General features: G+C 30.2%; 21 protein-coding genes. 11 read left to right on the top strand and 10 right to left on the bottom strand.

The window, feature by feature from the left end; genetic code table 11:
* Window positions 1-314: hypothetical protein (locus B4E95_RS04635; RefSeq protein ID WP_291090291.1), on the top strand; the 314-nt coding region annotated here is incomplete at its 5' end.
* Between the two features lie 12 nt (window positions 315-326).
* On the opposite strand, the gene B4E95_RS04640 is transcribed toward B4E95_RS04635, so the two are convergent.
* Entirely contained in the window at window positions 327-692 is a 366-nt protein-coding gene (locus B4E95_RS04640) for a DUF1573 domain-containing protein (protein WP_038334454.1), read from the bottom strand.
* A gap of 171 nt (window positions 693-863) precedes the next feature.
* Here B4E95_RS04640 and B4E95_RS04645 point away from each other — a divergent pair, with 171 nt between their 5' ends.
* The gene (locus B4E95_RS04645; RefSeq protein WP_291090294.1) at window positions 864-3,485 is read left to right on the top strand and encodes a valine--tRNA ligase; all 2,622 of its coding nucleotides are present in this window, start codon (window positions 864-866) and stop codon (window positions 3,483-3,485) included.
* A 55-nt stretch (window positions 3,486-3,540) separates the two neighbouring features.
* Here the strand turns inward: B4E95_RS04645 and B4E95_RS04650 are convergent, their stop codons facing one another.
* Window positions 3,541-4,362 carry a hypothetical protein gene (locus B4E95_RS04650; RefSeq protein ID WP_038334452.1) on the bottom strand — a complete coding sequence of 274 codons (822 nt, stop codon included), beginning with the start codon at window positions 4,360-4,362 and terminating at the stop codon, window positions 3,541-3,543.
* A gap of 154 nt (window positions 4,363-4,516) precedes the next feature.
* On the opposite strand from B4E95_RS04650, the gene B4E95_RS04655 reads away from it, so the two are divergent.
* Together B4E95_RS04655 and B4E95_RS04660 are read left to right on the top strand one after the other, a co-directional pair.
* On the top strand, window positions 4,517-5,233 hold the full coding sequence (locus tag B4E95_RS04655) for an alpha/beta hydrolase (protein ID WP_291090299.1): 717 nt from the start codon (window positions 4,517-4,519) through the stop codon (window positions 5,231-5,233).
* A gap of 83 nt (window positions 5,234-5,316) precedes the next feature.
* Window positions 5,317-5,955: a LysE family transporter gene (locus B4E95_RS04660; protein WP_291062864.1), complete on the top strand. Its 639-nt coding sequence runs from the start codon at window positions 5,317-5,319 to the stop codon at window positions 5,953-5,955.
* 4 nt (window positions 5,956-5,959) lie between these two features.
* On the opposite strand, the gene B4E95_RS04665 is transcribed toward B4E95_RS04660, so the two are convergent.
* Window positions 5,960-6,394: a hypothetical protein gene (locus tag B4E95_RS04665; protein ID WP_038334450.1), complete on the bottom strand. Its 435-nt coding sequence runs from the start codon at window positions 6,392-6,394 to the stop codon at window positions 5,960-5,962.
* 63 nt (window positions 6,395-6,457) lie between these two features.
* Here B4E95_RS04665 and B4E95_RS04670 point away from each other — a divergent pair, with 63 nt between their 5' ends.
* The 4 genes from B4E95_RS04670 (at window position 6,458) to B4E95_RS04685 (ending at window position 11,832) form a co-directional block, all read left to right on the top strand.
* Window positions 6,458-7,867: an aldehyde dehydrogenase family protein gene (locus B4E95_RS04670; protein WP_188319979.1), complete on the top strand. Its 1,410-nt coding sequence runs from the start codon at window positions 6,458-6,460 to the stop codon at window positions 7,865-7,867.
* A 77-nt stretch (window positions 7,868-7,944) separates the two neighbouring features.
* Window positions 7,945-8,352, top strand: coding sequence for an RrF2 family transcriptional regulator (locus tag B4E95_RS04675; protein ID WP_219035236.1), 408 nt, complete (start codon window positions 7,945-7,947; stop codon window positions 8,350-8,352).
* Window positions 8,353-8,464: 112 nt separating this feature from the next.
* Window positions 8,465-9,772, top strand: a complete 1,308-nt coding sequence (gene tilS / locus B4E95_RS04680) for a tRNA lysidine(34) synthetase TilS (RefSeq protein ID WP_291090302.1) — start codon at window positions 8,465-8,467, stop codon at window positions 9,770-9,772.
* Entirely contained in the window at window positions 9,766-11,832 is a 2,067-nt protein-coding gene (locus tag B4E95_RS04685) for a protein-disulfide reductase DsbD family protein (protein WP_291090304.1), read from the top strand. Before tilS ends, B4E95_RS04685 begins: the two co-directional genes overlap by 7 nt.
* A 328-nt stretch (window positions 11,833-12,160) precedes the next feature.
* On the opposite strand, the gene B4E95_RS04690 is transcribed toward B4E95_RS04685, so the two are convergent.
* From B4E95_RS04690 to B4E95_RS04700, 3 genes are all read right to left on the bottom strand, one after another.
* Window positions 12,161-12,424 (bottom strand): hypothetical protein, encoded by a 264-nt coding sequence (locus B4E95_RS04690; protein ID WP_291062861.1) that lies wholly within the window; start codon window positions 12,422-12,424, stop codon window positions 12,161-12,163.
* Window positions 12,412-13,506 (bottom strand): hypothetical protein, encoded by a 1,095-nt coding sequence (locus B4E95_RS04695; RefSeq protein ID WP_291090306.1) that lies wholly within the window; start codon window positions 13,504-13,506, stop codon window positions 12,412-12,414. The genes B4E95_RS04690 and B4E95_RS04695 overlap by 13 nt, the downstream gene beginning before the upstream one ends.
* A gap of 120 nt (window positions 13,507-13,626) precedes the next feature.
* A complete protein-coding gene (locus B4E95_RS04700) occupies window positions 13,627-14,466 on the bottom strand; it encodes an aldo/keto reductase (RefSeq protein WP_291090309.1) in 840 nt (279 codons plus the stop codon).
* 168 nt (window positions 14,467-14,634) lie between these two features.
* Between B4E95_RS04700 and B4E95_RS04705 the strand changes: the two genes are divergently transcribed.
* Window positions 14,635-14,844 carry a hypothetical protein gene (locus tag B4E95_RS04705; RefSeq protein WP_291090312.1) on the top strand — a complete coding sequence of 70 codons (210 nt, stop codon included), beginning with the start codon at window positions 14,635-14,637 and terminating at the stop codon, window positions 14,842-14,844.
* A 99-nt stretch (window positions 14,845-14,943) separates the two neighbouring features.
* The gene (locus B4E95_RS04710) at window positions 14,944-15,438 is read left to right on the top strand and encodes a DUF1493 family protein (RefSeq protein ID WP_291090315.1); all 495 of its coding nucleotides are present in this window, start codon (window positions 14,944-14,946) and stop codon (window positions 15,436-15,438) included.
* On the opposite strand, the gene B4E95_RS04715 is transcribed toward B4E95_RS04710, so the two are convergent.
* The gene (locus tag B4E95_RS04715; protein WP_291090318.1) at window positions 15,425-16,576 is read right to left on the bottom strand and encodes an FAD-dependent monooxygenase; all 1,152 of its coding nucleotides are present in this window, start codon (window positions 16,574-16,576) and stop codon (window positions 15,425-15,427) included. The genes B4E95_RS04710 and B4E95_RS04715 overlap by 14 nt on opposite strands.
* A gap of 96 nt (window positions 16,577-16,672) precedes the next feature.
* Window positions 16,673-18,055: a dipeptidase gene (locus tag B4E95_RS04720; protein WP_291067755.1), complete on the bottom strand. Its 1,383-nt coding sequence runs from the start codon at window positions 18,053-18,055 to the stop codon at window positions 16,673-16,675.
* A gap of 111 nt (window positions 18,056-18,166) precedes the next feature.
* Here B4E95_RS04720 and B4E95_RS04725 point away from each other — a divergent pair, with 111 nt between their 5' ends.
* Window positions 18,167-18,481: a DUF4286 family protein gene (locus B4E95_RS04725; protein WP_291067756.1), complete on the top strand. Its 315-nt coding sequence runs from the start codon at window positions 18,167-18,169 to the stop codon at window positions 18,479-18,481.
* 280 nt (window positions 18,482-18,761) lie between these two features.
* Here B4E95_RS04725 and B4E95_RS04730 read toward each other — a convergent pair whose 3' ends face one another.
* On the bottom strand, window positions 18,762-19,034 hold the full coding sequence (locus B4E95_RS04730; RefSeq protein WP_291090321.1) for a hypothetical protein: 273 nt from the start codon (window positions 19,032-19,034) through the stop codon (window positions 18,762-18,764).
* A 240-nt stretch (window positions 19,035-19,274) separates the two neighbouring features.
* A complete protein-coding gene (hemL, locus tag B4E95_RS04735) occupies window positions 19,275-20,558 on the bottom strand; it encodes a glutamate-1-semialdehyde 2,1-aminomutase (protein ID WP_125349521.1) in 1,284 nt (427 codons plus the stop codon).
* Window positions 20,559-20,595: the final 37 nt, after the last annotated feature.

Here is a 20,595-nt window from a genome sequence, read left to right on the forward strand (position 1 = left end):
TTACTTCATTTATTTTAATATTTTCTATTTTTAAAGGTGATTATTTCAAAAATATTAAATCATTTTCTTATATAAGAAGTATAAATTTTGATCAAATTTTAATTCCAGGAAATTATAAAGAAAATGAATTGAACATTAATAATTTAAAGATAAGTAAAACCAAATTAGAAAAATTTCTACAATATCAAATTTATCTACAACAAATTGATTCTACTGATGTAAAAAAAGGCTTTTATTTTGAAAAAATGGACAGAAAAAAAAGAGAGAAGATTTTAAACATTTTGAAAGAAGAACAAAAAAAGCAAGTTAAATAACTTGCTTTACTATTATTCTGCTTTTCCTTTTATTCTGAAAATTTTTCGAGAAGAAACTGGATCGTTAGATGTAATTGTTACAGATTTATTAAAATCTCCAGTCACAGAACCACTTGAATATTTAACAGTAATATCCGCAGATTTTCCTGGTTCGATAGGTGTTGTAGGATATTCAGGAACTGTACATCCACAAGATCCAACAACGCTTTTAAGAATTAAAGGTTTATCACCAGAGTTGGTTACTTTCATCTTAGCTGTTACTTCAGTATTCAACTTTATATTTCCAAATTGAATTTCTTCTTTTTCTAAACTAAGTGTTTGAGCAAATAAACTTGTAACGCCTAAAGCAAAAGCACCTAAAAACATTAATTTTTTCATGACGATAATTAATTTATAATCAAATGTACAAAAGAATTTTACTTTAAATAAAATTACTTTCGAATTTATTACAAATAACATTCCAATTTTATAATATATATTTAATATACTAGGCAGTTTAAGGCAGATTGTGTAAATTTGCCCAAATTTATTTTAAGTCATATATAAATAATGGAAATCGCATCTAAATATACGCCAACGGAAGTTGAAGAAAAATGGTATGAATACTGGATGGAGAAGAAGTATTTTAAATCTACTCCAGATGAAAGAAAAGCTTACACAATCGTCATTCCACCACCAAATGTAACAGGAGTCTTACACATGGGACATATGTTAAATAATACGATTCAGGACGTTTTAATTCGTCGTGCGCGTATGCGTGGATTTAACGCTTGTTGGGTACCAGGGACAGACCATGCTTCGATTGCTACAGAAGCGAAAGTTGTTGCGAAATTAAAAGAGGAAGGTGTTTCTAAATTTGATATCGGTCGTGAAGAATTTCTTAATCATGCTTGGGATTGGACGCACAAACATGGTGGAATTATTTTAGATCAATTAAAAAAGTTAGGAGCTTCTTGTGATTGGGATCGTACAAAATTTACGATGGATCCAGATTTATCAGAATCTGTTCAACGTGTTTTTGTTGATTTATATAACAAGGGATTAATTTATCGTGGTTACCGTATGGTAAACTGGGATCCGGAAGCGAAGACAAATATTTCTGACGAAGAAGTTATTCATGTTGATAAAAATGGAAAATTATATCATTTAAAATATCAAGTTGACGGAACTGATCAATATATTGTTGTGGCGACAACTCGTCCTGAAACAATTTTTGGTGACTCTGCAGTTTGTATCAATCCAAATGACGAACGCTACGAATGGTTGAAAGGAAAACAAGTTATTGTTCCAATCGTTGGTCGTAAAGTAAATATTATCGAAGACGAATATGTTGACATCGAATTTGGTACAGGATGTCTTAAAGTTACGCCTGCGCACGATGTAAACGATTACGAATTAGGTAAAAAACATAACTTAGATTTCATTGATATTTTTACGGATGATGCGAAATTGAATGATTTAGGATTAAATTATGCTGGATTAGATCGTTTCAAAGCGCGTAAAGAAATCGAGAAAGAATTAGAAGAAAAAGGTTTACTTGAAAAAGTAGAAAATTATAATAATAAAGTTGGTACATCTGAAAGAACAGGAGCTGTGATTGAGCCTAAAATCTCTAATCAATGGTTCTTGAAAATGACAGATTTAGCTAAACCAGCTTTAGATAATGTAATGAATGATACGATTAAATTTCATCCTGCGAAATTTAAAAATACATATCGTAATTGGATGGAAAATGTAACAGATTGGAACATTTCTCGTCAATTATGGTGGGGACACCAAATTCCTGCATTTTTCTATGGTGATGGAAACGAAGATTTCGTTGTTGCTCTAACAAAAGAAGAAGCTTTACCATTAGCACAAGAAAAAACAGGAAATGCTGCATTAACGATCGAAGATTTACGTCAAGACGAAGATGCGTTAGATACTTGGTTTTCTTCTTGGTTATGGCCAATTTCTGTTTTCAACGGAATCAATGAGCCAGAAAACGAAGAAATCAATTATTATTATCCAACACAAGATTTAGTAACTGGTCCAGATATTATTTTCTTCTGGGTTGCACGTATGATTGTGGCTGGATATGAGTATCGCAACGAATTACCTTTCGAAAATGTATATTTTACAGGAATTGTTCGTGATAAACAAGGCCGTAAAATGTCGAAATCGTTAGGGAATTCACCAGATCCAATCGAATTGATGAATGAATACGGTGCAGATGCAACACGTATGGGAATGTTGTTAACGGCGCCTGCTGGTAATGATTTACCTTTTGATGTTGATTTGTGTTTACAAGGACGTAATTTCGCGAATAAAATTTGGAATGCTTTTCGTTTAATAAAAGGTTGGGAAGTGAAAGAAGATTTAGAACAAACTTCTGCTCAAGCAAAAGCGGTTGAATGGTTCGAAAATAAATTCCAACAAGCATTAGCAGATATCGAACATAATTACGATCAATATCGTTTATCTGATTCATTGATGGCTATTTATAAATTGATTTGGGATGATTTCTGTTCTTGGTATTTAGAAGCGATTAAACCTACTTTTGGTGAGCCAATTGATGCAAAAACTTATGCAGCAACTATTTCTTATTTAGAAAATGTATTGAAAGTTTTACATCCATTTATGCCTTTCTTAACAGAAGAAATTTGGCACTTAATTGCAGAAAGAACAGAAAACGAAGCCTTGATTGTTTCTAAATATCCAGAAGTAACATCTTTCAACGAAGAAATTATCAAGAATTTCGAAAATACAAAAGAAGCAACAACAGCAATTCGTGGTTTACGTTCAGAAAAAGGAATGTCACCAAAAGAAGCTTTAGAAGTTTTTGCTGATGCTCAGGCTGCGAACGAAATATATGTAGATGTTTTCTCTAAATTAGGAAATGTTTCTAATTTCAATACAGGAGATAAACCAGAAAAAGGTTTTGCTTTCCGCGTTGGTACGTTAGAATTTATGGTTCCGATGTCTGATAATATCGATATTGAAGCAGAACGCGAGAAATTACAAAAAGAGTTGGATTACAACAAAGGTTTCTTAAATTCTGTTCGTAAAAAATTATCAAACGAAAAATTTGTTGCTGGTGCGCCAGAACAAGTAATTAATGCAGAACGCAAAAAAGAGGCAGATGCTTTAGAAAAAATTGCACAAATTGAAGAACAATTAGCTTCATTGTAATTTTTTATCAAAATAAAATTTAAAAACCACTTCATTTGAAGTGGTTTTTTTATTATTAATAATAAGAATATGTATTAATTGTTCTAGTTTTTGGATTATTTGTGTAATATTCTGTAGAACTTATAGGTAAGTTATTTTTATCAAAAATAAAATCAACTTGATAATTAAAATCTGCTTCTTGAGCATCTAGATAAGATACGGATTTAAACATACCTTTTTTATGAATTTTGAAATGATCAAATGAATTTGGAGTAACATCCTTCCCAATATAAATGCTTTCACCTACTTTTTTATCTTCACGATATACGTCTGTATTATTACAGTTTCCATTTTTTGATACATAAGCAAAACTATAAATCGTTAGATTGGAAGGATCTTTAAAATTATAATTTTTTTGTATAGTTTTATTTATACCACATTGATCAAAATAAGAAATTTTTTCGATAGGAAAATCACTAATTATGTATTCGTAAGAGTATTCATTTTTAATACTATCAAAATCAGAATATTCGTAATTAGTTTTTACAAAATTATCTTTTAATTGATGAGTAATCGAAGATTCAATTTTCTTAGTATTATTTTTGAAAGAGTAGTTTGTTTCAACTATATTATTTTTATCAATATAATTATATTCAACAATATACGTCAAAGTATCGTTTTTGAAATATTCAAGTTTGTTTACTAAAGAATCTTCAATATTGTAAGTGTATAGTTTTCTATAAGTATCTTTAGGTGAATCGTTATATTTAGTTACAATTTCCTTTAATAATTTAGTGTTTTCTTCATTATTAGGATTTATGGAATTATCGTCATTGTTACAAGCTAAAAAGAAAAAGCTTGTTGTTGTAACTCCTAAAGTGAAAATAGTTTTCTTCATTTTTTTTTGTTTTAAATTTCAACTAAACTACATATTGCATTTAAGTATTATTGTTATTGAAATATTAAAAATTTAACTATTCTAGTTAATTATTTTTTATTTTAATTTAATATTTTTGATTTATACATAAAAAAATGTAAAATAATTAACTAATATGTTAAATCCCCTAAAATTATATTCTGAATTTTTAAACCAAGAAAGAAATATTTTTGTTTGGATTCCAGAACGTTTTATAAATGAAAGTTTGCCTGTTTTGTATTTATTGGATGGCGGTATTAATGAGAAATTTAAGCAAATAACAAACTTTATTAATGAGTTAATTAAATCAAATTTTATTCAGCCATTGATGATTGTGGGAATCGAAAATATCAATCGAAATTTAGATTTTACAAGAAATACAAACGTTGCAAAAGACAAAAAATGGGTTCCAGAATATGGAAATGCTGAGAATTTTGAGAAATTTATTGTATTAGAATTACTTCCTCATATTTCGAAAAATTACAAGACAAATAACTCGAAAACTATTGTTGGTGAGTCTTTAGGAGGATTATTGGTAATGGATATTTTGTTTTATTTTCCTCATTATTTTGATTCTTATATTGCAATTGATCCTTCGCTTTGGTGGAATAATCACGAATTGTTTGATTCTTATTTAGAAAAATTTGATTTTAATCTGTTAAAAAATAAAAAGATTTGGATTTCGACCTCTAAAACAGTTTCAATTTCAAAGTTTACAGATCAATTTGTAGATAAATTACGTGAAAAAGTTAACTTGAAATCAAATTGGAATTATTTACATGATCCTTCTCAAAATCATTTCACAATTTTCAATTCTTCTATAGAATCAGCCTTAATATGGACGTTTAAGTAATATTTTTTTGAATGATTCATATTACTTCAATAGGTTTCTCCAACAAGTTTGTCTAAATTTGCAAACCTTTTTAAAAAGAATTAATGCAGTATTTAGAACTACTTTTAATCGGAATTTTCACAGCTTTTATTGGATCATCCATTCCTGGATTGTTGAATATGACGGTGGTGAAAATTGGGAAACAAGCAGGAACTAAAAGTGCATATACTTTTATGTCAGGAACAGCGGTTACGATTGCAATTCAGGTTTATTTGGCAATTTTTCTAGCAAAATTTATTGATTTTAATAAAGAAGTTACCAAAATTTTTAGGGAAGTTGGATTAGCTGTTTTTGTAATTATTACGATTTATTTTCTCTTTTTTGCCAAGAAACAAGATCAAAAAAAGAAGAATAAAAAACTAAAAAAACAAGATGATGTAAAACAAAAAAATAAATTCATCTATGGGTTATTGTTATCCGCTATAAATGTTTTTCCAATACCTTTTTATGTGTTTTTAAGCGCAACATTGGTTTCGTATAATGTTAATGTTTTTGGACAGCCAAACAGCTCAGTTTTTGCTTTAGGAGTTGTAGTTGGTTCGATGATTATTTTTGGTCTATATCTGAAATTTTTTAACTCAAAATCAGAAGAAGATTCATTTATTTTAAAGAATATCAACTATGTAATTGGAGGAGTGACGAGTGTGATTTCTTTGTTAACGATTTATCAGCTTTTTCAATAAAAATTTAATTCAAATTTTGCTTTGGATGCGAGTATTTAACCAAATATTCCATCACTTCATCGCATTCTTTACCTTCTAAAATATAACTCAAAATATCCTCAATTAACTCATCAATAATTTGAGGATTAAACTCAAATTTTTTAGCCAAATCAATGCAAATTGCCTTTTCATTTTGATGAATATTCAAATCCACAACCATTAACAAAACAGCGTCGTACAACAAAGAAAGTCGATCTGTAAATGTTTTAGGCAACGTAAAATCAAACTTCGTGTTTTCGTTCAGAATATAACTTACATCTTTAGCAGAAAGTTCATGGTATTTGGCAATATCAGAAATAATTTGAATCTCTTTTTCATTCAAATTACCATCACTTTTACCAATAATAAATAAATTTTTGATGTGATTTAATTTATCAACCAAAGTAAGATTATTTTTCATTTGTCGCTTTTTGGGATTAAAAATACTCAAAATAATAGTAAATTAACGTTCAAATTTTTTCATGTGTCAGATTTTAAAACGAAAATAGATGAGATTTATGATAAGCAATGTGAGAATAAAGCAAATATTCGTCATCTTACTGTTTATCAGCGGAAAGAAAGTTTGAAAAACTTAGAAAATTCAATTCTAAATCATCGTGCCGAAATAGAAGATGCATTATTTTTGGATTTAAGAAAATCTAAAATAGAAGCTGATTCTACCGAAATATTTCCTGTTTTAGCTGAAATTCGATTATTTCGAAAGAATTTGAATTGTTGGACAAAAACGAAAACAGTTTCAAATAATTTACTTTTTTTCGGTTCAAAAGCGCAAATTCAACCAGAAGCTTTGGGAAATTGTTTGATTATTTCGCCTTGGAATTATCCTTTTCAATTGTCTTTAGTGCATTTGGTTGCTTGTATTTCAGCTGGAAATACAGCAATTCTTAAACCTTCGGAGTTTTGTCCAAATGTTTCAAAAGTTATTGATAAAATTATTTCTGAAGTTTTTGAAGAAAATCATGTCGCGCTTATCGAAGGAGAAATTGAAGAAACGACTTATTTGTTAACCAAAAAGTTTGATCATATTCATTTTACAGGTTCGCCAAAAGTGGGTAAAATTGTGATGCAAGCAGGAGCAAAGCATCTTTCCTCGGTGACGTTGGAGCTAGGAGGGAAATCGCCTTTGATTATTGATGGAACAATTCCGATGCAAGAAGTGGTTGAAAAAGCAGTTTGGGGAAAATTGATAAATTTTGGTCAAACATGTATTGTGCCAGATTATATTTTAATTAAAGAAAAATTTCAAAATCAATTTATAAAAACGTTTATTGAACATATAGAAAAAGTCTTTGGAAAAAATCCTTCGCAATCGAAAGATTTGGCGAGAATTGTAAATCTTCAAAATTATAATCGCTTAAAAAAATTGATTGAAAATGCAATAGAAAATGGTGCAAATTGTCCTTTCGGAAATGAATACATTGAAGCTGAATTGTACATTAAACCAACTTTATTGACAGATGTTCCATTCGATGCAAAAATCAATGATGAAGAAATATTTGGACCAATTTTCCCGATTTATACATTTAAAGGAATAAATGAAGTAATTAAATCTATTAATCAGAAAGAAAAGCCTTTAGCTTTATATATTTTTTCGAAAGATTCTATTTTTATTGATAAAATTAAGAATGAAACTTCATCTGGTTCTGTGGTAATTAACGAAACATTGGTGCAAATCTTACATCCAAATTTGCCTTTTGGTGGAGTTAATAATTCTGGAATTGGAACTTCAACAGGTTATGCAGGTTTCAAAGATTTTTCGCATATGAAACCGATTTTAAAAGTCAATCGTTTTTTATCGCCATCAAAATTTCTCAATTATCCCTATAATTCTACAACTCAAAAGGTAATTGATTTTTTGATGAAATATTTTTAAATCTCTGTTCAACGATTTAATTTTATATTTGTTTTATACAACAATCAATGTTATTTTTGTAGTTAAATCTTATAGAATTGTTATCAAAAAAGACAAAATACGGACTAAAAGCGATGGCTCATTTGGCCAGACAAGAAAGTAACAAACCAGTTTTAATCGGACAAATTTCTGAAACAGAAGTTATTCCGAAAAAATTCTTGGAGGCTATTTTATTGGATTTAAAAAAGTTAGGTTTCGTCAATTCGAAACAAGGAAAAGGTGGTGGATATTATTTGGCACGCGATGCTAAAGATATTAGTTTAGCATCTTTGATTCGTGTTTTAGAAGGACCGATCGCGCTTTTACCTTGTGTAAGTAAAAATTACTACGAAAAATGTGATGATTGCCCTAACGAAGGAATTTGTACATTGAATAAGGTGATGGTTGAATTGAGAGATTCGACTTTAGAAATTCTTGAAAATAAATCTTTAGAAAGTTTAAAATAAATCTTTAGCCTGAGTTTTTCAGGCTTTTTTATTGGAAAATTTTATAAGAATTCTCGAAAAAAAGTATAACTCTTTTTCGAGAATTCTTCCTAATTTCGAACATTTGTATTTCATGAAAAATAAATCTATACAAGAAGAGTTTAAAGAACTTTTAGAACAACATTCTTTTTCTACACATCGTTATTTATTGGCGATTAGTGGAGGGATTGATAGTATGGTTTTGTTAGATTTATTCCGTCAAACAGCTGCAAATTTTCAGGTGGCACATTGTAATTTTCAGTTGCGTGAAGATGACGCGAATGGCGATGAATTATTTGTAAGAGAATATTGTGGAAAATATAATATTCCGTTTCATTCGACTCGTTTTGATGTTGTGGCTTATCAGAAAGTAGGAAATTATTCGGTAGAAATGGCTTGCCGAAATTTGCGTTATGAGTGGTTTGAGCAAGTTCAACAACAAAATCGTTTGGATGTTTTGGTGACAGCGCATCATTTGGATGATAATATTGAAACTTTTTTGATTAATCTTTCTCGTGGAACAGGTTTGAAAGGTTTGGTCGGAATGCAAATTGATAATGGAAAAATCTTTCGTCCACTTTTGAATTTTACGAAAAATGATTTGTTGGAATATGCAAAATCAAATGAAATCAATTGGCGAGAAGATAATACGAATGCGACGGATGATTATACCAGAAATAAGATTCGTCATCATATTACGCCAATCCTAAAAAAACTTCATCCGCAATTTGATGAGAATTTTTTGTCAAGTTTAAATCATATCAACGATAATTATCAAATTGTACAAAATAAAGTTGAAGAAATTAGAAGTGATTTATTCTCAGGAGATAATCCGATTGAAATTGAAATTTCAGCATTAAAAAAACTTCAACCATTAGAAACATTTTTACATTATTTGTTCGAAAAATATGGATTTTCGTCGAGCAAAGAAATTTTGAAATTTTTGGATGCAGAAACGGGAAGTGAAATAAAATCAGCAACTTATCGATTAATTAAAAATCGAGAAAATTTGTTGTTGCAAAAAATAGAAGAAGAAAATGAAGATGAATTAACGATTTTTGATGAGTTAATTGAAATCAATTCGTTAAATTTGAAGTTCGTGAAATCGATAAATCCACACGAAAACGCTACTGAAATAGTAGACTTTACATCAATTTTGTTTCCGCTTAAACTTAGAAAAGTGAAAAAGGGAGATTTCTTTTATCCAATTGGAATGAAAGGTCAAAGAAAATTGTTGAGTAAGTTTATGAAAGATTTGAAACTTTCTAAGTTAGAAAAAGAAAAGGTTTGGTTGCTTTGTGACCAAAAAGATCAGATTATTTGGGTGGTAAATCATCGTTTGGATGAACGTTTCAAAACGACAGAAACAAGTAAAAACTTTTTAAACATTACAGTATGTTAAAGAAACTTTGGATACTTTTTTTGTTTCCAATTTTAGTCAACGCACAATTATTTAGTCCTGCAAAATGGTCGAGTTCGGTGAAGGAGGTTGGACAAAATGAGTTTGAAATCGAGGTAACAGGAAAAATTGATAAAGGTTGGCACCTTTATTCAATGAAACATCCTGATGGAGGAATTGGAATTCCAGCAAGTGCATCATTTAAACCAGTTGCAAATGCAAAATTGGTTGGAGGTGCGCGAGAAGTTGGAAAACGTATAGATAAATACAGCCAAATTTTTGAACAAGATGAAAAATATTACGAAAATCAAGTGAAATTTGTTCAAAAAGTTAAAGTTTCAGGTGATAAACCTGTAAATGTATCGTACACAATCGAATTTCAGATGTGTGATGCCGAACGTTGTTTGCCACCAGATGAAACAAGCGGAACGATAAAATTAACACCTTCTGCAAAAGTTGAAGAAACGAAAGAAGAGGCAAAGCCAACAGAAGCTACAGAAGCAAAAGATATAGTTGCCGTAACTGAAATTACGCAAGATTCTGTTCAAGAGGATTCTACAGCAGTTGTTGCTGCAACACAAGGTACGATCAAAAAAGTTGATGATTCTTTATTAGCTGATAATGAAAAGAAAGATAATGGTTTATTGAAAATCTTTTCTTTAGGATTTTTAGGAGGATTAGCAGCGCTATTGATGCCTTGTATTTTCCCAATGATTCCTTTGACTGTAAGTATGTTTACAAAACAAAGTAAATCGAAAGGAGAAGGAGTTGGAAAAGCCTTTATTTATGGTTTATCAATCATTGTTATTTATGTTGCATTAGGTTTATTGGCGACAGTTATTTTTGGACCATCAGTCCTAAATGAAATGTCAACAAATCCGTGGGTAAATTTAGCTTTCTTTGTAATTTTTATTGTATTTGCAATTTCATTCTTCGGAGCTTTCGAATTGACATTACCAAGTAAATGGGTAAATGCAGCTGATAAAGGTGCTGATAAAGGTGGATTAATTGGAATCTTCTTTATGGCATTCACATTAGCATTAGTGTCATTCTCTTGTACAGGACCAATTATTGGTTCGTTATTAGTTCAAGCGACGCAAGGAGGGAACTATTATTCGTTAATCGTAGGAATGTTCGGTTTCTCTTTAGCATTAGCTATTCCATTTACATTATTTGCAATGTTCCCAGGATGGTTAAATTCAATGCCAAAATCTGGAGGATGGTTAAATACAATCAAAGTTTCTTTAGGGTTTATTGAATTAGCTTTTGCCTTAAAATTCTTATCAAATGCTGATTTAGTTTGGCAAATGAATTGGTTGCCAAGAGAAATTTTCTTGGCATTTTGGATTGCAATTTTTATCTTCTTAGGATTATATCTTTTAGGTAAATTTAGATTAGAATTAGATTCACCTGTACAAACAATCGGAGTTCCGAGAATGTTATTTGCATTGGTTTCAATATCATTTGCGATTTATATGATTCCAGGTTTATGGGGTGGACCATTAAAATTATTAAGTGGTTTAACACCTCCAATAACTTATTCTGAAGCGCCTCGAGGTTTCCACGAAGGTTTAGGCGGTGGACAAGCGACAGCTAAATTTGATGATCCTAATATGGTTGCTGGCCCTCATGGAATTCCTGCATTCAAAGATTTCGATCAGGCTGCGGCTTATGCAACGAAAGTTGGAAAACCAATGTTGTTAGATTTCACTGGGCATGCGTGTGCAAACTGTCGTAAAGTTGAAGAACGTGTTTGGAGCGATGAGCGTGTGAAGAAAATTTTGGCTGAAGATGTTGTTTTAGTTTCTTTATATGTTGACGAGGCAAAAGAATTACCAGAAGATCAAAAAGTATTTTCGAAAGCATTAGATCGTAATTTGAAAACGGTTGGGAACAAATGGACTTCTTTCGAGATTGAACATTTTAATGCAAATGCTCAACCTTATTATATTTTGGTTGACAAAGATTTGAATCGTTTCTCAAAACCTTTAGAAGCTGAACTTGATGCAGAAGTTTACTTAAAATGGTTACAAGATGGAATTGCGAAGTATAAAGCGAAATAATTATTTTGTCCCGTCCTGAAAAATATATACAATTTTTCTGTGATTAAATACATAAATTAAACAGTAGTAGCTAACAAGTTGCTACTGTTTTTATTTTATACTCATTTAAGTAAAATTGAAATTCATCTTTAACCAAAATCAGAAGCTGAACAAGCTATTTTTATCAGCAAAACGCAGATTTATAGTTAGATGGATTGGATGAATCGATAAAAAAATCTCACATTTGTGAGATTTTAATTAACTTATAATGTTACTTTTTATTAAAATCGTCATTTCTAGTGAAATTCTGTAAGAATTTTGTATCATGAAAAAATTTTAAAATATTAGTTTATAAATTTTCTAACATCAAGATAATTTCACTTTCGATGCGTTGCATCATTTCAGTTGAAATCTCAATTTGATGTGTTACATTTTCGATGGTATTGTACGTCAATTCTCCCGTTTTCAAATTCAAATTATATTCAATTTGCCCTTCCCAAGAATTACTCGATTCATAAAATGAAACCATTTCAAAAGGCAATCTTGGTAAAATTTCGCCAAAATGTTCTTCTAATTTGATTCGATTTTCTTGATTAATAGTTAGTTTTTCCATGATTTAATAATCATTGCATTAGCAGAAGTTTCGTAGAAAATAATCGCTAATAATTGTAAAAATTCAGCATGATTTAGCTTTCCAGCAACTACTTCTTCAATATCTGCTTCGTAAAATTCTTCAATTGTTTTGGTCATCAAGGCCTTAAAATTCTCCAACGGAATATTTTGATCTTTCAATTCATTTAATAAATAATTATTCGAAGCTAAAAAATCTGGACGAGTTCCAAAAATAGGAGACTTACGAATATTTAACGCATTATGAAAAGTTTGCGAAATCAAAACGCCACGTTCCAATTCTTCGAATTCCCAACCTTTACGAACTCTTCTTGGATTATTTTCATAGAAAATATGGTTGTGAAAAGCGTGAATATGTTTCGCAATATCCGTGTTGGTATGTAAATAAAGAAACTGTAAAATCGAACTAAACAAATGATTTGCGTTCAGATTCGCTGGATAATATGTGTACAATAATGGATAATGAAACAATGTTGTGTACAAAGGTGAAAAACTATCAATAATGTTTAAATTCAATACATTTATTCCTTCAAAATCTACTTTCTGATTCGTTTGATAATAATTAATTCCAGCCAAATAAATATCCTCATAACTCAATTCAAACTGATTAAGATACGCTCCAATTTGTTTGAAAAATGATGTATTTAAATTATGATTTGTAACTAATTTATATTGTTTATTTTCAAATTCTTCGATAAAATCTAACTTAAACTCTGACTTTAAATTATCATTGATAACCTTATCAAAATCAAATGATTTATTTCTAATTACATTGACATAAATTTCGTTGTAAGTATAAATAATTTGCTTTATTGGTTCTGTATCCAAAGCTTCAAACGGATTGATGTCAGCATTTGGCGTAGCATACAACGTAAACAAACGATGAAATTCTTGCTGAATCTTTTCTTCTTCCGCAAACATATTCATCAATTGATTAGTGTTCGCAGCAATAATACTTTCACCTAAAAAAAATAAAATACCAGCTTTCAAATCTTCATCAAAACCACATCTTTCAAGGGTTTGATCAAAATAAGTTTTGAATGGATTTTCAGGATTTTGGCTCATATCGAATAATTTTTTTATCATTTAAAAAGTAAAAGTATTGATTTTTTGAAGATTTAAAACGAAAAAACCTCTGTAAAGCAGAGGTTTTTGAAATTTATTTTAGTGAATTTGTTTAACTTATTAAAATTCAACCATTGAAGGATTCAATCCAGAAAAACCATCAGCTGGCATTTCATCTATCGCTTTTACATCTTCTGCACTCAATTTAAAATTATTTGAAGTTAAATTCGCTTCAATATTTTTTTCTGAAGTGGAGCGAGGAAGTGGTAAAATTTCTTTCGCCAAACAATAATTAATACAAATCTGACCAACTGAAACATTGTATTTATCAGCCAAAGAAACAATTAATTCGTTCTCCAAAATTCTTCCAGAACCTAGTGGACTCCATGCTTCAACTAACAAATCGTTTTGTCTACAAAAATCGACTAATTCTGGTTGCGAATGTCCTGGATGAATCTCAATTTGATTAACCATAGGTTTGATTTCAGCCGTTTCAAATAAAGCTTTCAAATGATTGATATTGAAATTACTCACACCAATCGCTTTTGCTTTTCCAGATTTGTAAATTTCCTCAAAAGCTTGCCAAGTTCCAGCATTCAATTCTGCCCAAGTATCAGGAAATTGCGTTTCATTTGCTGGCCAATGAATCAAATATAAATCCAAATAATCTGTCTGTAAATCAGCTAAAGTTTGCTCAAATGCAGCCATTGCTTTTTCGTATCCACGCTCAGAATTCCAACATTTAGATGTAATGAATAATTTACTACGATCTACATTTTCAGCTTTCAAAACTGTTCCAATTTCTTTTTCATTTTTGTAGATTGCTGCCGTGTCAATATGTGTATATCCTTTTGTTAATGCAATTTTTAGAGGTTTTATAACTTTTTCACCTTCCAATAACCATGTTCCAAATCCAATTGCAGGAATTTCGATCCCGTTTGATAGTTTAAAGTTTTCCATTTTTTCAATATTTTTATATTCAAATTTATCTCAAAACAACCAATTTCAATAATTAGTAGACGTTAATTCTTATGTTAAAACTCATTTATAGAAATCTTAAATTTAATTGTTTGTTAATAAAATAGTTCTATATTTATTCTCGAAAAGTGATAGGAAAAAATATTAAAAATGACACAATTTACAGGTACGATTGAGGATTTTATGAATACACATGAAGAATTTATTAATGCTTTGATTCTTAGAAAAATTAATCAACAAGTTGTATTAGATAAGAAAGATGCAGAAGATATTCAGCAAAATGAATTTATTCAACAAAAATTAGATGATTTAAAAGAACATCTAACAGATTTATTCGAAAATGAATTTGGTGATTGGTAAATTACAATGGATTTAGAATCTTTTGAACAAGAATTTGATAAACATTTTCAGATTTCGAAGCAAGAATTAGAAGATAATGTGCTGTTGAAGTAGGTGATTATGGAAGAAAAACAGATTTTATATGTAGATTTCACAACTTTAAGACAATGGTATATAGAAGTCAAAAATTTTCTAGAAAAAACAACAAAAGAAAAAGTTGAAAATGTTGATGTTCTGATTGAGGAAGATTTATTTTTATCAGGATTAGATAATGAATCACTTTTGATAGCGTTTATAGAAAAATATGATATTGATTTTTCTAAATTTGATTTTTCAGAACATTTTTTAGAGGAATTTGAATTGATGAGTGGATTCCAAGTTCTCTTCAATATGGTTTTACTTCCGTTATATTTTCTATTTTGGTTGATAAAAGAATTTACTTTTGATTTGATTGACTTAAATAAATATTTGATTAAGATTGTGAAATTATTTTCAACTAATCAAAGAGAAACTCGTGATATGAGTTTTGGAGATTTGTTAACTTCTTATGTCAACAAGAAATATACGTTAAGAAACACTACAAAATTCGTTTTGCATAATCCTAAACTCTCATAAAATCTTCTTCCAACAAGTCTTCTAAAGGACTTTGCATCAAAGATTGTGGTAAATTTCGGAAAGCAAAATTTCGTATATTCATCAAAAATTTATTGTCGACTTGAGCAACTTTTCCAGCCAAACGAGAAGTATCGATAATATAATGAGTGCGTTTCAAACGACGTAAATTGTAATGCTCAAAAGCTAACAAAACATCAGTATCTTTTTTGATTAATTCATCATACAAAACACAAACATCTTCCACCGCCATACATGCGCCTTGTCCCATGTTTGGTGTGGTTGCATGTGCTGCATCTCCAATTAACAATACACGATTAAATGCATAATTATTAATCGGTTTTATATCCATAATTGGTGTAGCTATGATGCTTTCTGGATTCGTTTTTTGTAAAGTATTTCTGATTTGTCCCGAATAATCTTTGAACTGATTTTTAATATCACTCAACGTATAGTTGTAGATTTTAGAATTTAGTTTTGTATTGACACAAGCGTACCAATAAATTTGATGATTAATTAATGGCGTCAAACCAAATCGACCATTTGGTCCCCATGTTTCGATGCTCTTTTTTGAATTGTAAGATTTATCCTCTACAATAGCACGCCAACAAATATAGCCCGCATAACGAGGTGTTGAATGTTTTAACAATTGTTGACGAATTGTAGAATTTATCCCATCAGCACCAATTAAATAATAGCCTTCTGTAGAAGTTCCATCTTCAAAATGAAGGACAACTTTCTCAAAACTTTGTTCAAAGAATTTTATTTTTTTTGACGTTTTAATTTTATTCGAATCAATTTTCGAGACTAAATAATGATGTAAATCTGCACGATGAATGGCAAAATTTTCGTTGTTGTAATTTTTTCTTAATCGTTCTGTGTCCGCTTTCAGAATTGTTTTTTCTTTCCAATCTTGAATTTCAAAATCTTCTAACATATGCCCCAAAGGCGCAACCTCTTCTGCTAAACCTAGAATTTCAAATGCTTTCATTGCATTAGAAGCCAAACCAAAACCAGCCCCAATTCCTCGAACTTCTGGAGAAGCCTCGAAAATTTCGTAGTTATAATTTAAATCTTGCAAAGCTTTTGCTAAAGTTAAACCCGCAATTCCTGCACCCGCAATTAAGAATTTTTTACTCATTGATAAAAATAAAATTCAAAATTAATCATTCTACTATAAACCAAAAAGAAAAGCGAATCAATTTGATTCGCTTTTCAGAAGTTATTTTGTCGGAAATTATTGTTCGTTAAAATATTTGTAGAAATATGGAATAGTTTCGATTCCTTTGTAGAAATTGAATAAACCATAATGTTCGTTTGGAGAGTGGATAACGTCAGAGTTTAATCCGAATCCCATTAAAACAGATTTTGTTCCTAATTCTTCTTCGAATAAAGCAACAATTGGAATAGATCCACCAGCTCTTTCGGCTAACGCTTCTTTCTCAAAAGTTTCAGCTAACGCTTTTTTAGCAGCGATAAAACCAGGATGATTTGTTGGTAAAATATAAGGTTTACCTCCATGATGTGGTTTTACTTTAACTTCTACAGAAGAAGGCGCTAAAGTTGGGAAATAATCTGCAAATTGTTTTGTTACAACTTCTGGATCTTGTCCAGGAACCAAACGCATTGAAATTTTAGCATACGCATGAGAAGGAATAACTGTTTTAGCACCTTCGCCAATGTAGCCTCCCCAAATTCCGTTTACATCTAACGTAGGACGAATAGACGCTCTCTCGATTGTAGAAAAACCTTCTTCTCCTTGAATATCAGCTATACCGATAGATTTTTTGTATTCTTCAACATCAAATGGAATTTTTGCTAAATCAGCTCTTTCATCTTCAGTTAATTCAAGAATTGGCTCGTAAAAACCTGGAATTGTAATGTGACCTTTTTCATTGATTAATTTTCCAATCATTGTTGCTAAAACATTAATCGGATTAGGAACAGCCCCACCATAAACACCTGAGTGCATATCGCGATTAGCTCCTTTTACCTCAACTTCTACATAAGATAAACCACGTAAACCAACAGAAATAGAAGGTTGTTCGTTTGAAATCATAGAAGTATCAGAAATCAAAATCACATCATTTTTTAATTTATCTTTATTGTTTTTAACGAAATTTACTAATGAAGGAGAACCAACTTCTTCTTCACCTTCGATCATAAATTTAACGTTACAAGGTAATTCGTTTGATTTGTTTAAAGCCTCAAAAGCTTTAACGTGCATAAACATTTGACCTTTATCATCAGCAGAACCACGAGCGAAAATTGCTCCATCAGGATGAATTTCTGTTTTTTTGATTACTGGCTCGTATGGTCCAGATTCCCATAATTCTAAAGGATCAGCTGGTTGTACATCGTAATGTCCGTAAACTAAAACAGTAGGTTTTGAAGCGTCAACTATTTTTTCTCCGTAAACAACAGGAAAACCTTCTGTTTCGCATACTTCAACATTATCAGCACCTGCTTCTTTTAAATATTTTGCCACCATTTCGGCAGCATCATTTACGTCTTGTGTGTAGGCTGGATCAGCACTAACTGAAGGAATTTTAAGTAATTCGATTAATTCATCAAGAAAACGTTGTTTATTCTCTTGTATAAATTGTTGCGTATTGTTCATTTTTGTTTGTTATGAATAATAGGTAAATTTAAAAATAAAATCTTGATTAGACTTTCTTTTTCAAGAAAAATATAATGCGAAAACCTTTGTATCTTTGCAAAAAATTAGAGAATGATATTATATAATACAACTTTTATTGTTGAACAAGAAGTGCATGATGATTGGTTTGCGTGGATTCAGAAAGAGCATATTAATGATTATTTGAAATCAAATTGTTTTATCGGTGCTCGTTTAGGAAAAATAACTTCTCATACAGAACCTGGGGCGGTTTCTTATTCTTTGCAATTATTTGTAAATGATGAATTGACTTTAGATAAATTCAAGAATAATTTTTTATCAGAAATTAAACAAAAAAGTTTGCAAAAATACGCGACTAAAGTACTAAGTTTCGAAAGTGAAATGGAACATATAGGGGATTATAATTAAACAAAAGCTCGAGAATTTTCTCGAGCTTTTGTTTAATTATTTTTTTTGAAAATAACTTCAATATTCAATTCAATCCATTGTTTGGTGTTAAAATCATAAAAAGACTTTGTAATAGTAGTAGATAGATGATTATTGTCTAGAATTTTTAAATTTTCAATAGAAACATTTTTTTATTTTCCTTGTTACCAGTATAGTTGTTTTCTGTGGTATACTTGGATAATCATAATTTATTAATGTTAGAGGAAATTAAAGGATATTATTTTTATTTTAGATCTAACTTCTAAAAGTTCTCTTGTTTATTAAGAATTTCAATTTCATCCATCAAATTAGTTGATGTTTTTTCATTATTGTTTAAATCGACAGGGATATTAGCTATATAGGATACAATATTATAAGAATCAACTACATCTTCTTCCGAAAAACCATCATCATCTTTACATCCAAAATTAATAAGAATTATACTAGATGCAAGTAGTAGTTTAAAGTAATTTGTAATCATATCATTATGAATTTTAGTAAATATAATAATTTCATTGATTTGTTTAGTTATCAATTTTTGATTTATGGTTTTTTGACTTTAGTTGAATTATTTCAGAATTGGTTTCGATTTAGATAAAAATACCTATTACGATATTTTACTTCCGAAAAATTATAATTCAAACAAAGCGTTTGTTATTAAAATGAAAATGGGCAAATCACCTGATAAAACAGAAAAATTGATGGACGCAAAAATGTAGTTCCAAAATAGAATAAAAAAATGCAGTAGTTTTTCTACTGCATTTTTTGTTTATGTTTAACCTTCGAAGCTTCTTACAGCATCTAACGTTTTATTGATTTCAGCGTCTTTAATCGCATCAGAAATAAACCAAGTTTCGTATCCTGAAGGAGCAATGTAAACTTCGTTCGTTAATAAATGATGGAAAAATTTGTTGAATCTTTCGTGGTTACATTTGGTCACATCTGTAAAGTTTTTAATTTCCGTTTGCTCTGTAAAGAAAACAGACATCATCGACCCTAAACGATTGATATGATTTGGAATTCCTTTTTCTGCAAAGATTTTAGAAATTTCAACATCTAAAGTTTCTGTAGCGTTATCAATTCTATTGAATAATGCTCTATCATTATTGATAATATTCAATGTTGTGATACCAGCACGCATAGCAATTGGATTTCCTGATAATGTTCCCGCTTGATAAACAGGGCCAAGAGGAGCAAGGTGATTCATGATTTCGCGACGAGCAGCAAAAGCACCAACAGGGAAACCTCCGCCAATTACTTTACCAAATGTTACAATATCTGCATTGATGTTTAAACGTTCTTGAGAACCTCCCATCGCTTGACGGAAACCTGTCATTACTTCATCAAAAATTAATAAAGCTCCATTTTCATCACAAATTTGTCTTAATCCTTCTAAGAAACCTTTTTCTGGAACAATACATCCCATGTTTCCTGCAATTGGCTCAACAATAATAGCTGCAATTTCGTCTTTATTTTGTTCGAATAAAGCTTTTACATCTTCCAAATTATTGTATTCTGCCAACAACGTATCTTTTGCAGTTCCTTGTGTTACACCCGGAGAATTTGGATTTCCGAAAGTTGCAGCACCAGAACCAGCTTTAATCAAAAATGAATCTGAATGTCCATGGTAACAACCTTCAAACTTTACAATTTTATCACGATTTGTATAACCTCTTGCCAAACGAATTGACGACATACAAGCTTCTGTACCTGAGTTCACCATACGAACCATATCGATGTTTGGAACTACAGAAGTAATTAATTTTGCAATTTCAGTTTCCAATTCAGTTGGTGTACCAAAAGAAAAACCATTTTTCATCTGCTCAACAGTCGCATTCAAAACACGCGGATCTGTGTGTCCAATAATCATTGGTCCCCAAGAATTGATGTAATCTACGTAAGCACGTCCATCTTCATCATAAATATAAGCACCTTCGGCTTTTTTGATAAAAATTGGCGTTCCTCCAACAGATTTAAATGCACGAACAGGAGAATTTACACCTCCTGGAATATATTCTTGCGCGTCTTTGAATAATGCGCTACTTCTTTGATACAACATAATTTTACAAAAATAGTTGCACAAATTTACTGAATCT

Origin of the sequence: Empedobacter sp. UBA7494, from assembly GCF_002478465.1 — a bacterium.
Classification (GTDB): Bacteria; Bacteroidota; Bacteroidia; order Flavobacteriales; family Weeksellaceae; genus Empedobacter; species Empedobacter falsenii_B.

Excerpts from the sequence above, each read along its gene's own strand:
- B4E95_RS04640 (WP_038334454.1), bottom strand. The coding sequence starts at position 692 with ATGAAAAAATTAATGTTTTTAGGTGCTTTTGCTTTAGGCGTTACAAGT.
- B4E95_RS04645 (WP_291090294.1), top strand. The coding sequence starts at position 864 with ATGGAAATCGCATCTAAATATACGCCAACGGAAGTTGAAGAAAAATGG.
- B4E95_RS04650 (WP_038334452.1), bottom strand. The coding sequence starts at position 4,362 with ATGAAGAAAACTATTTTCACTTTAGGAGTTACAACAACAAGCTTTTTC.
- B4E95_RS04655 (WP_291090299.1), top strand. The coding sequence starts at position 4,517 with ATGTTAAATCCCCTAAAATTATATTCTGAATTTTTAAACCAAGAAAGA.
- B4E95_RS04660 (WP_291062864.1), top strand. The coding sequence starts at position 5,317 with ATGCAGTATTTAGAACTACTTTTAATCGGAATTTTCACAGCTTTTATT.
- B4E95_RS04665 (WP_038334450.1), bottom strand. The coding sequence starts at position 6,394 with ATGAAAAATAATCTTACTTTGGTTGATAAATTAAATCACATCAAAAAT.
- tilS (WP_291090302.1), top strand. The coding sequence starts at position 8,465 with ATGAAAAATAAATCTATACAAGAAGAGTTTAAAGAACTTTTAGAACAA.
- B4E95_RS04685 (WP_291090304.1), top strand. The coding sequence starts at position 9,766 with ATGTTAAAGAAACTTTGGATACTTTTTTTGTTTCCAATTTTAGTCAAC.
- B4E95_RS04690 (WP_291062861.1), bottom strand. The coding sequence starts at position 12,424 with ATGGAAAAACTAACTATTAATCAAGAAAATCGAATCAAATTAGAAGAA.
- B4E95_RS04695 (WP_291090306.1), bottom strand. The coding sequence starts at position 13,506 with ATGAGCCAAAATCCTGAAAATCCATTCAAAACTTATTTTGATCAAACC.
- B4E95_RS04700 (WP_291090309.1), bottom strand. The coding sequence starts at position 14,466 with ATGGAAAACTTTAAACTATCAAACGGGATCGAAATTCCTGCAATTGGA.
- B4E95_RS04705 (WP_291090312.1), top strand. The coding sequence starts at position 14,635 with ATGACACAATTTACAGGTACGATTGAGGATTTTATGAATACACATGAA.
- B4E95_RS04710 (WP_291090315.1), top strand. The coding sequence starts at position 14,944 with ATGGAAGAAAAACAGATTTTATATGTAGATTTCACAACTTTAAGACAA.
- B4E95_RS04715 (WP_291090318.1), bottom strand. The coding sequence starts at position 16,576 with ATGAGTAAAAAATTCTTAATTGCGGGTGCAGGAATTGCGGGTTTAACT.
- B4E95_RS04720 (WP_291067755.1), bottom strand. The coding sequence starts at position 18,055 with ATGAACAATACGCAACAATTTATACAAGAGAATAAACAACGTTTTCTT.
- B4E95_RS04725 (WP_291067756.1), top strand. The coding sequence starts at position 18,167 with ATGATATTATATAATACAACTTTTATTGTTGAACAAGAAGTGCATGAT.
- hemL (WP_125349521.1), bottom strand. The coding sequence starts at position 20,558 with ATGTTGTATCAAAGAAGTAGCGCATTATTCAAAGACGCGCAAGAATAT.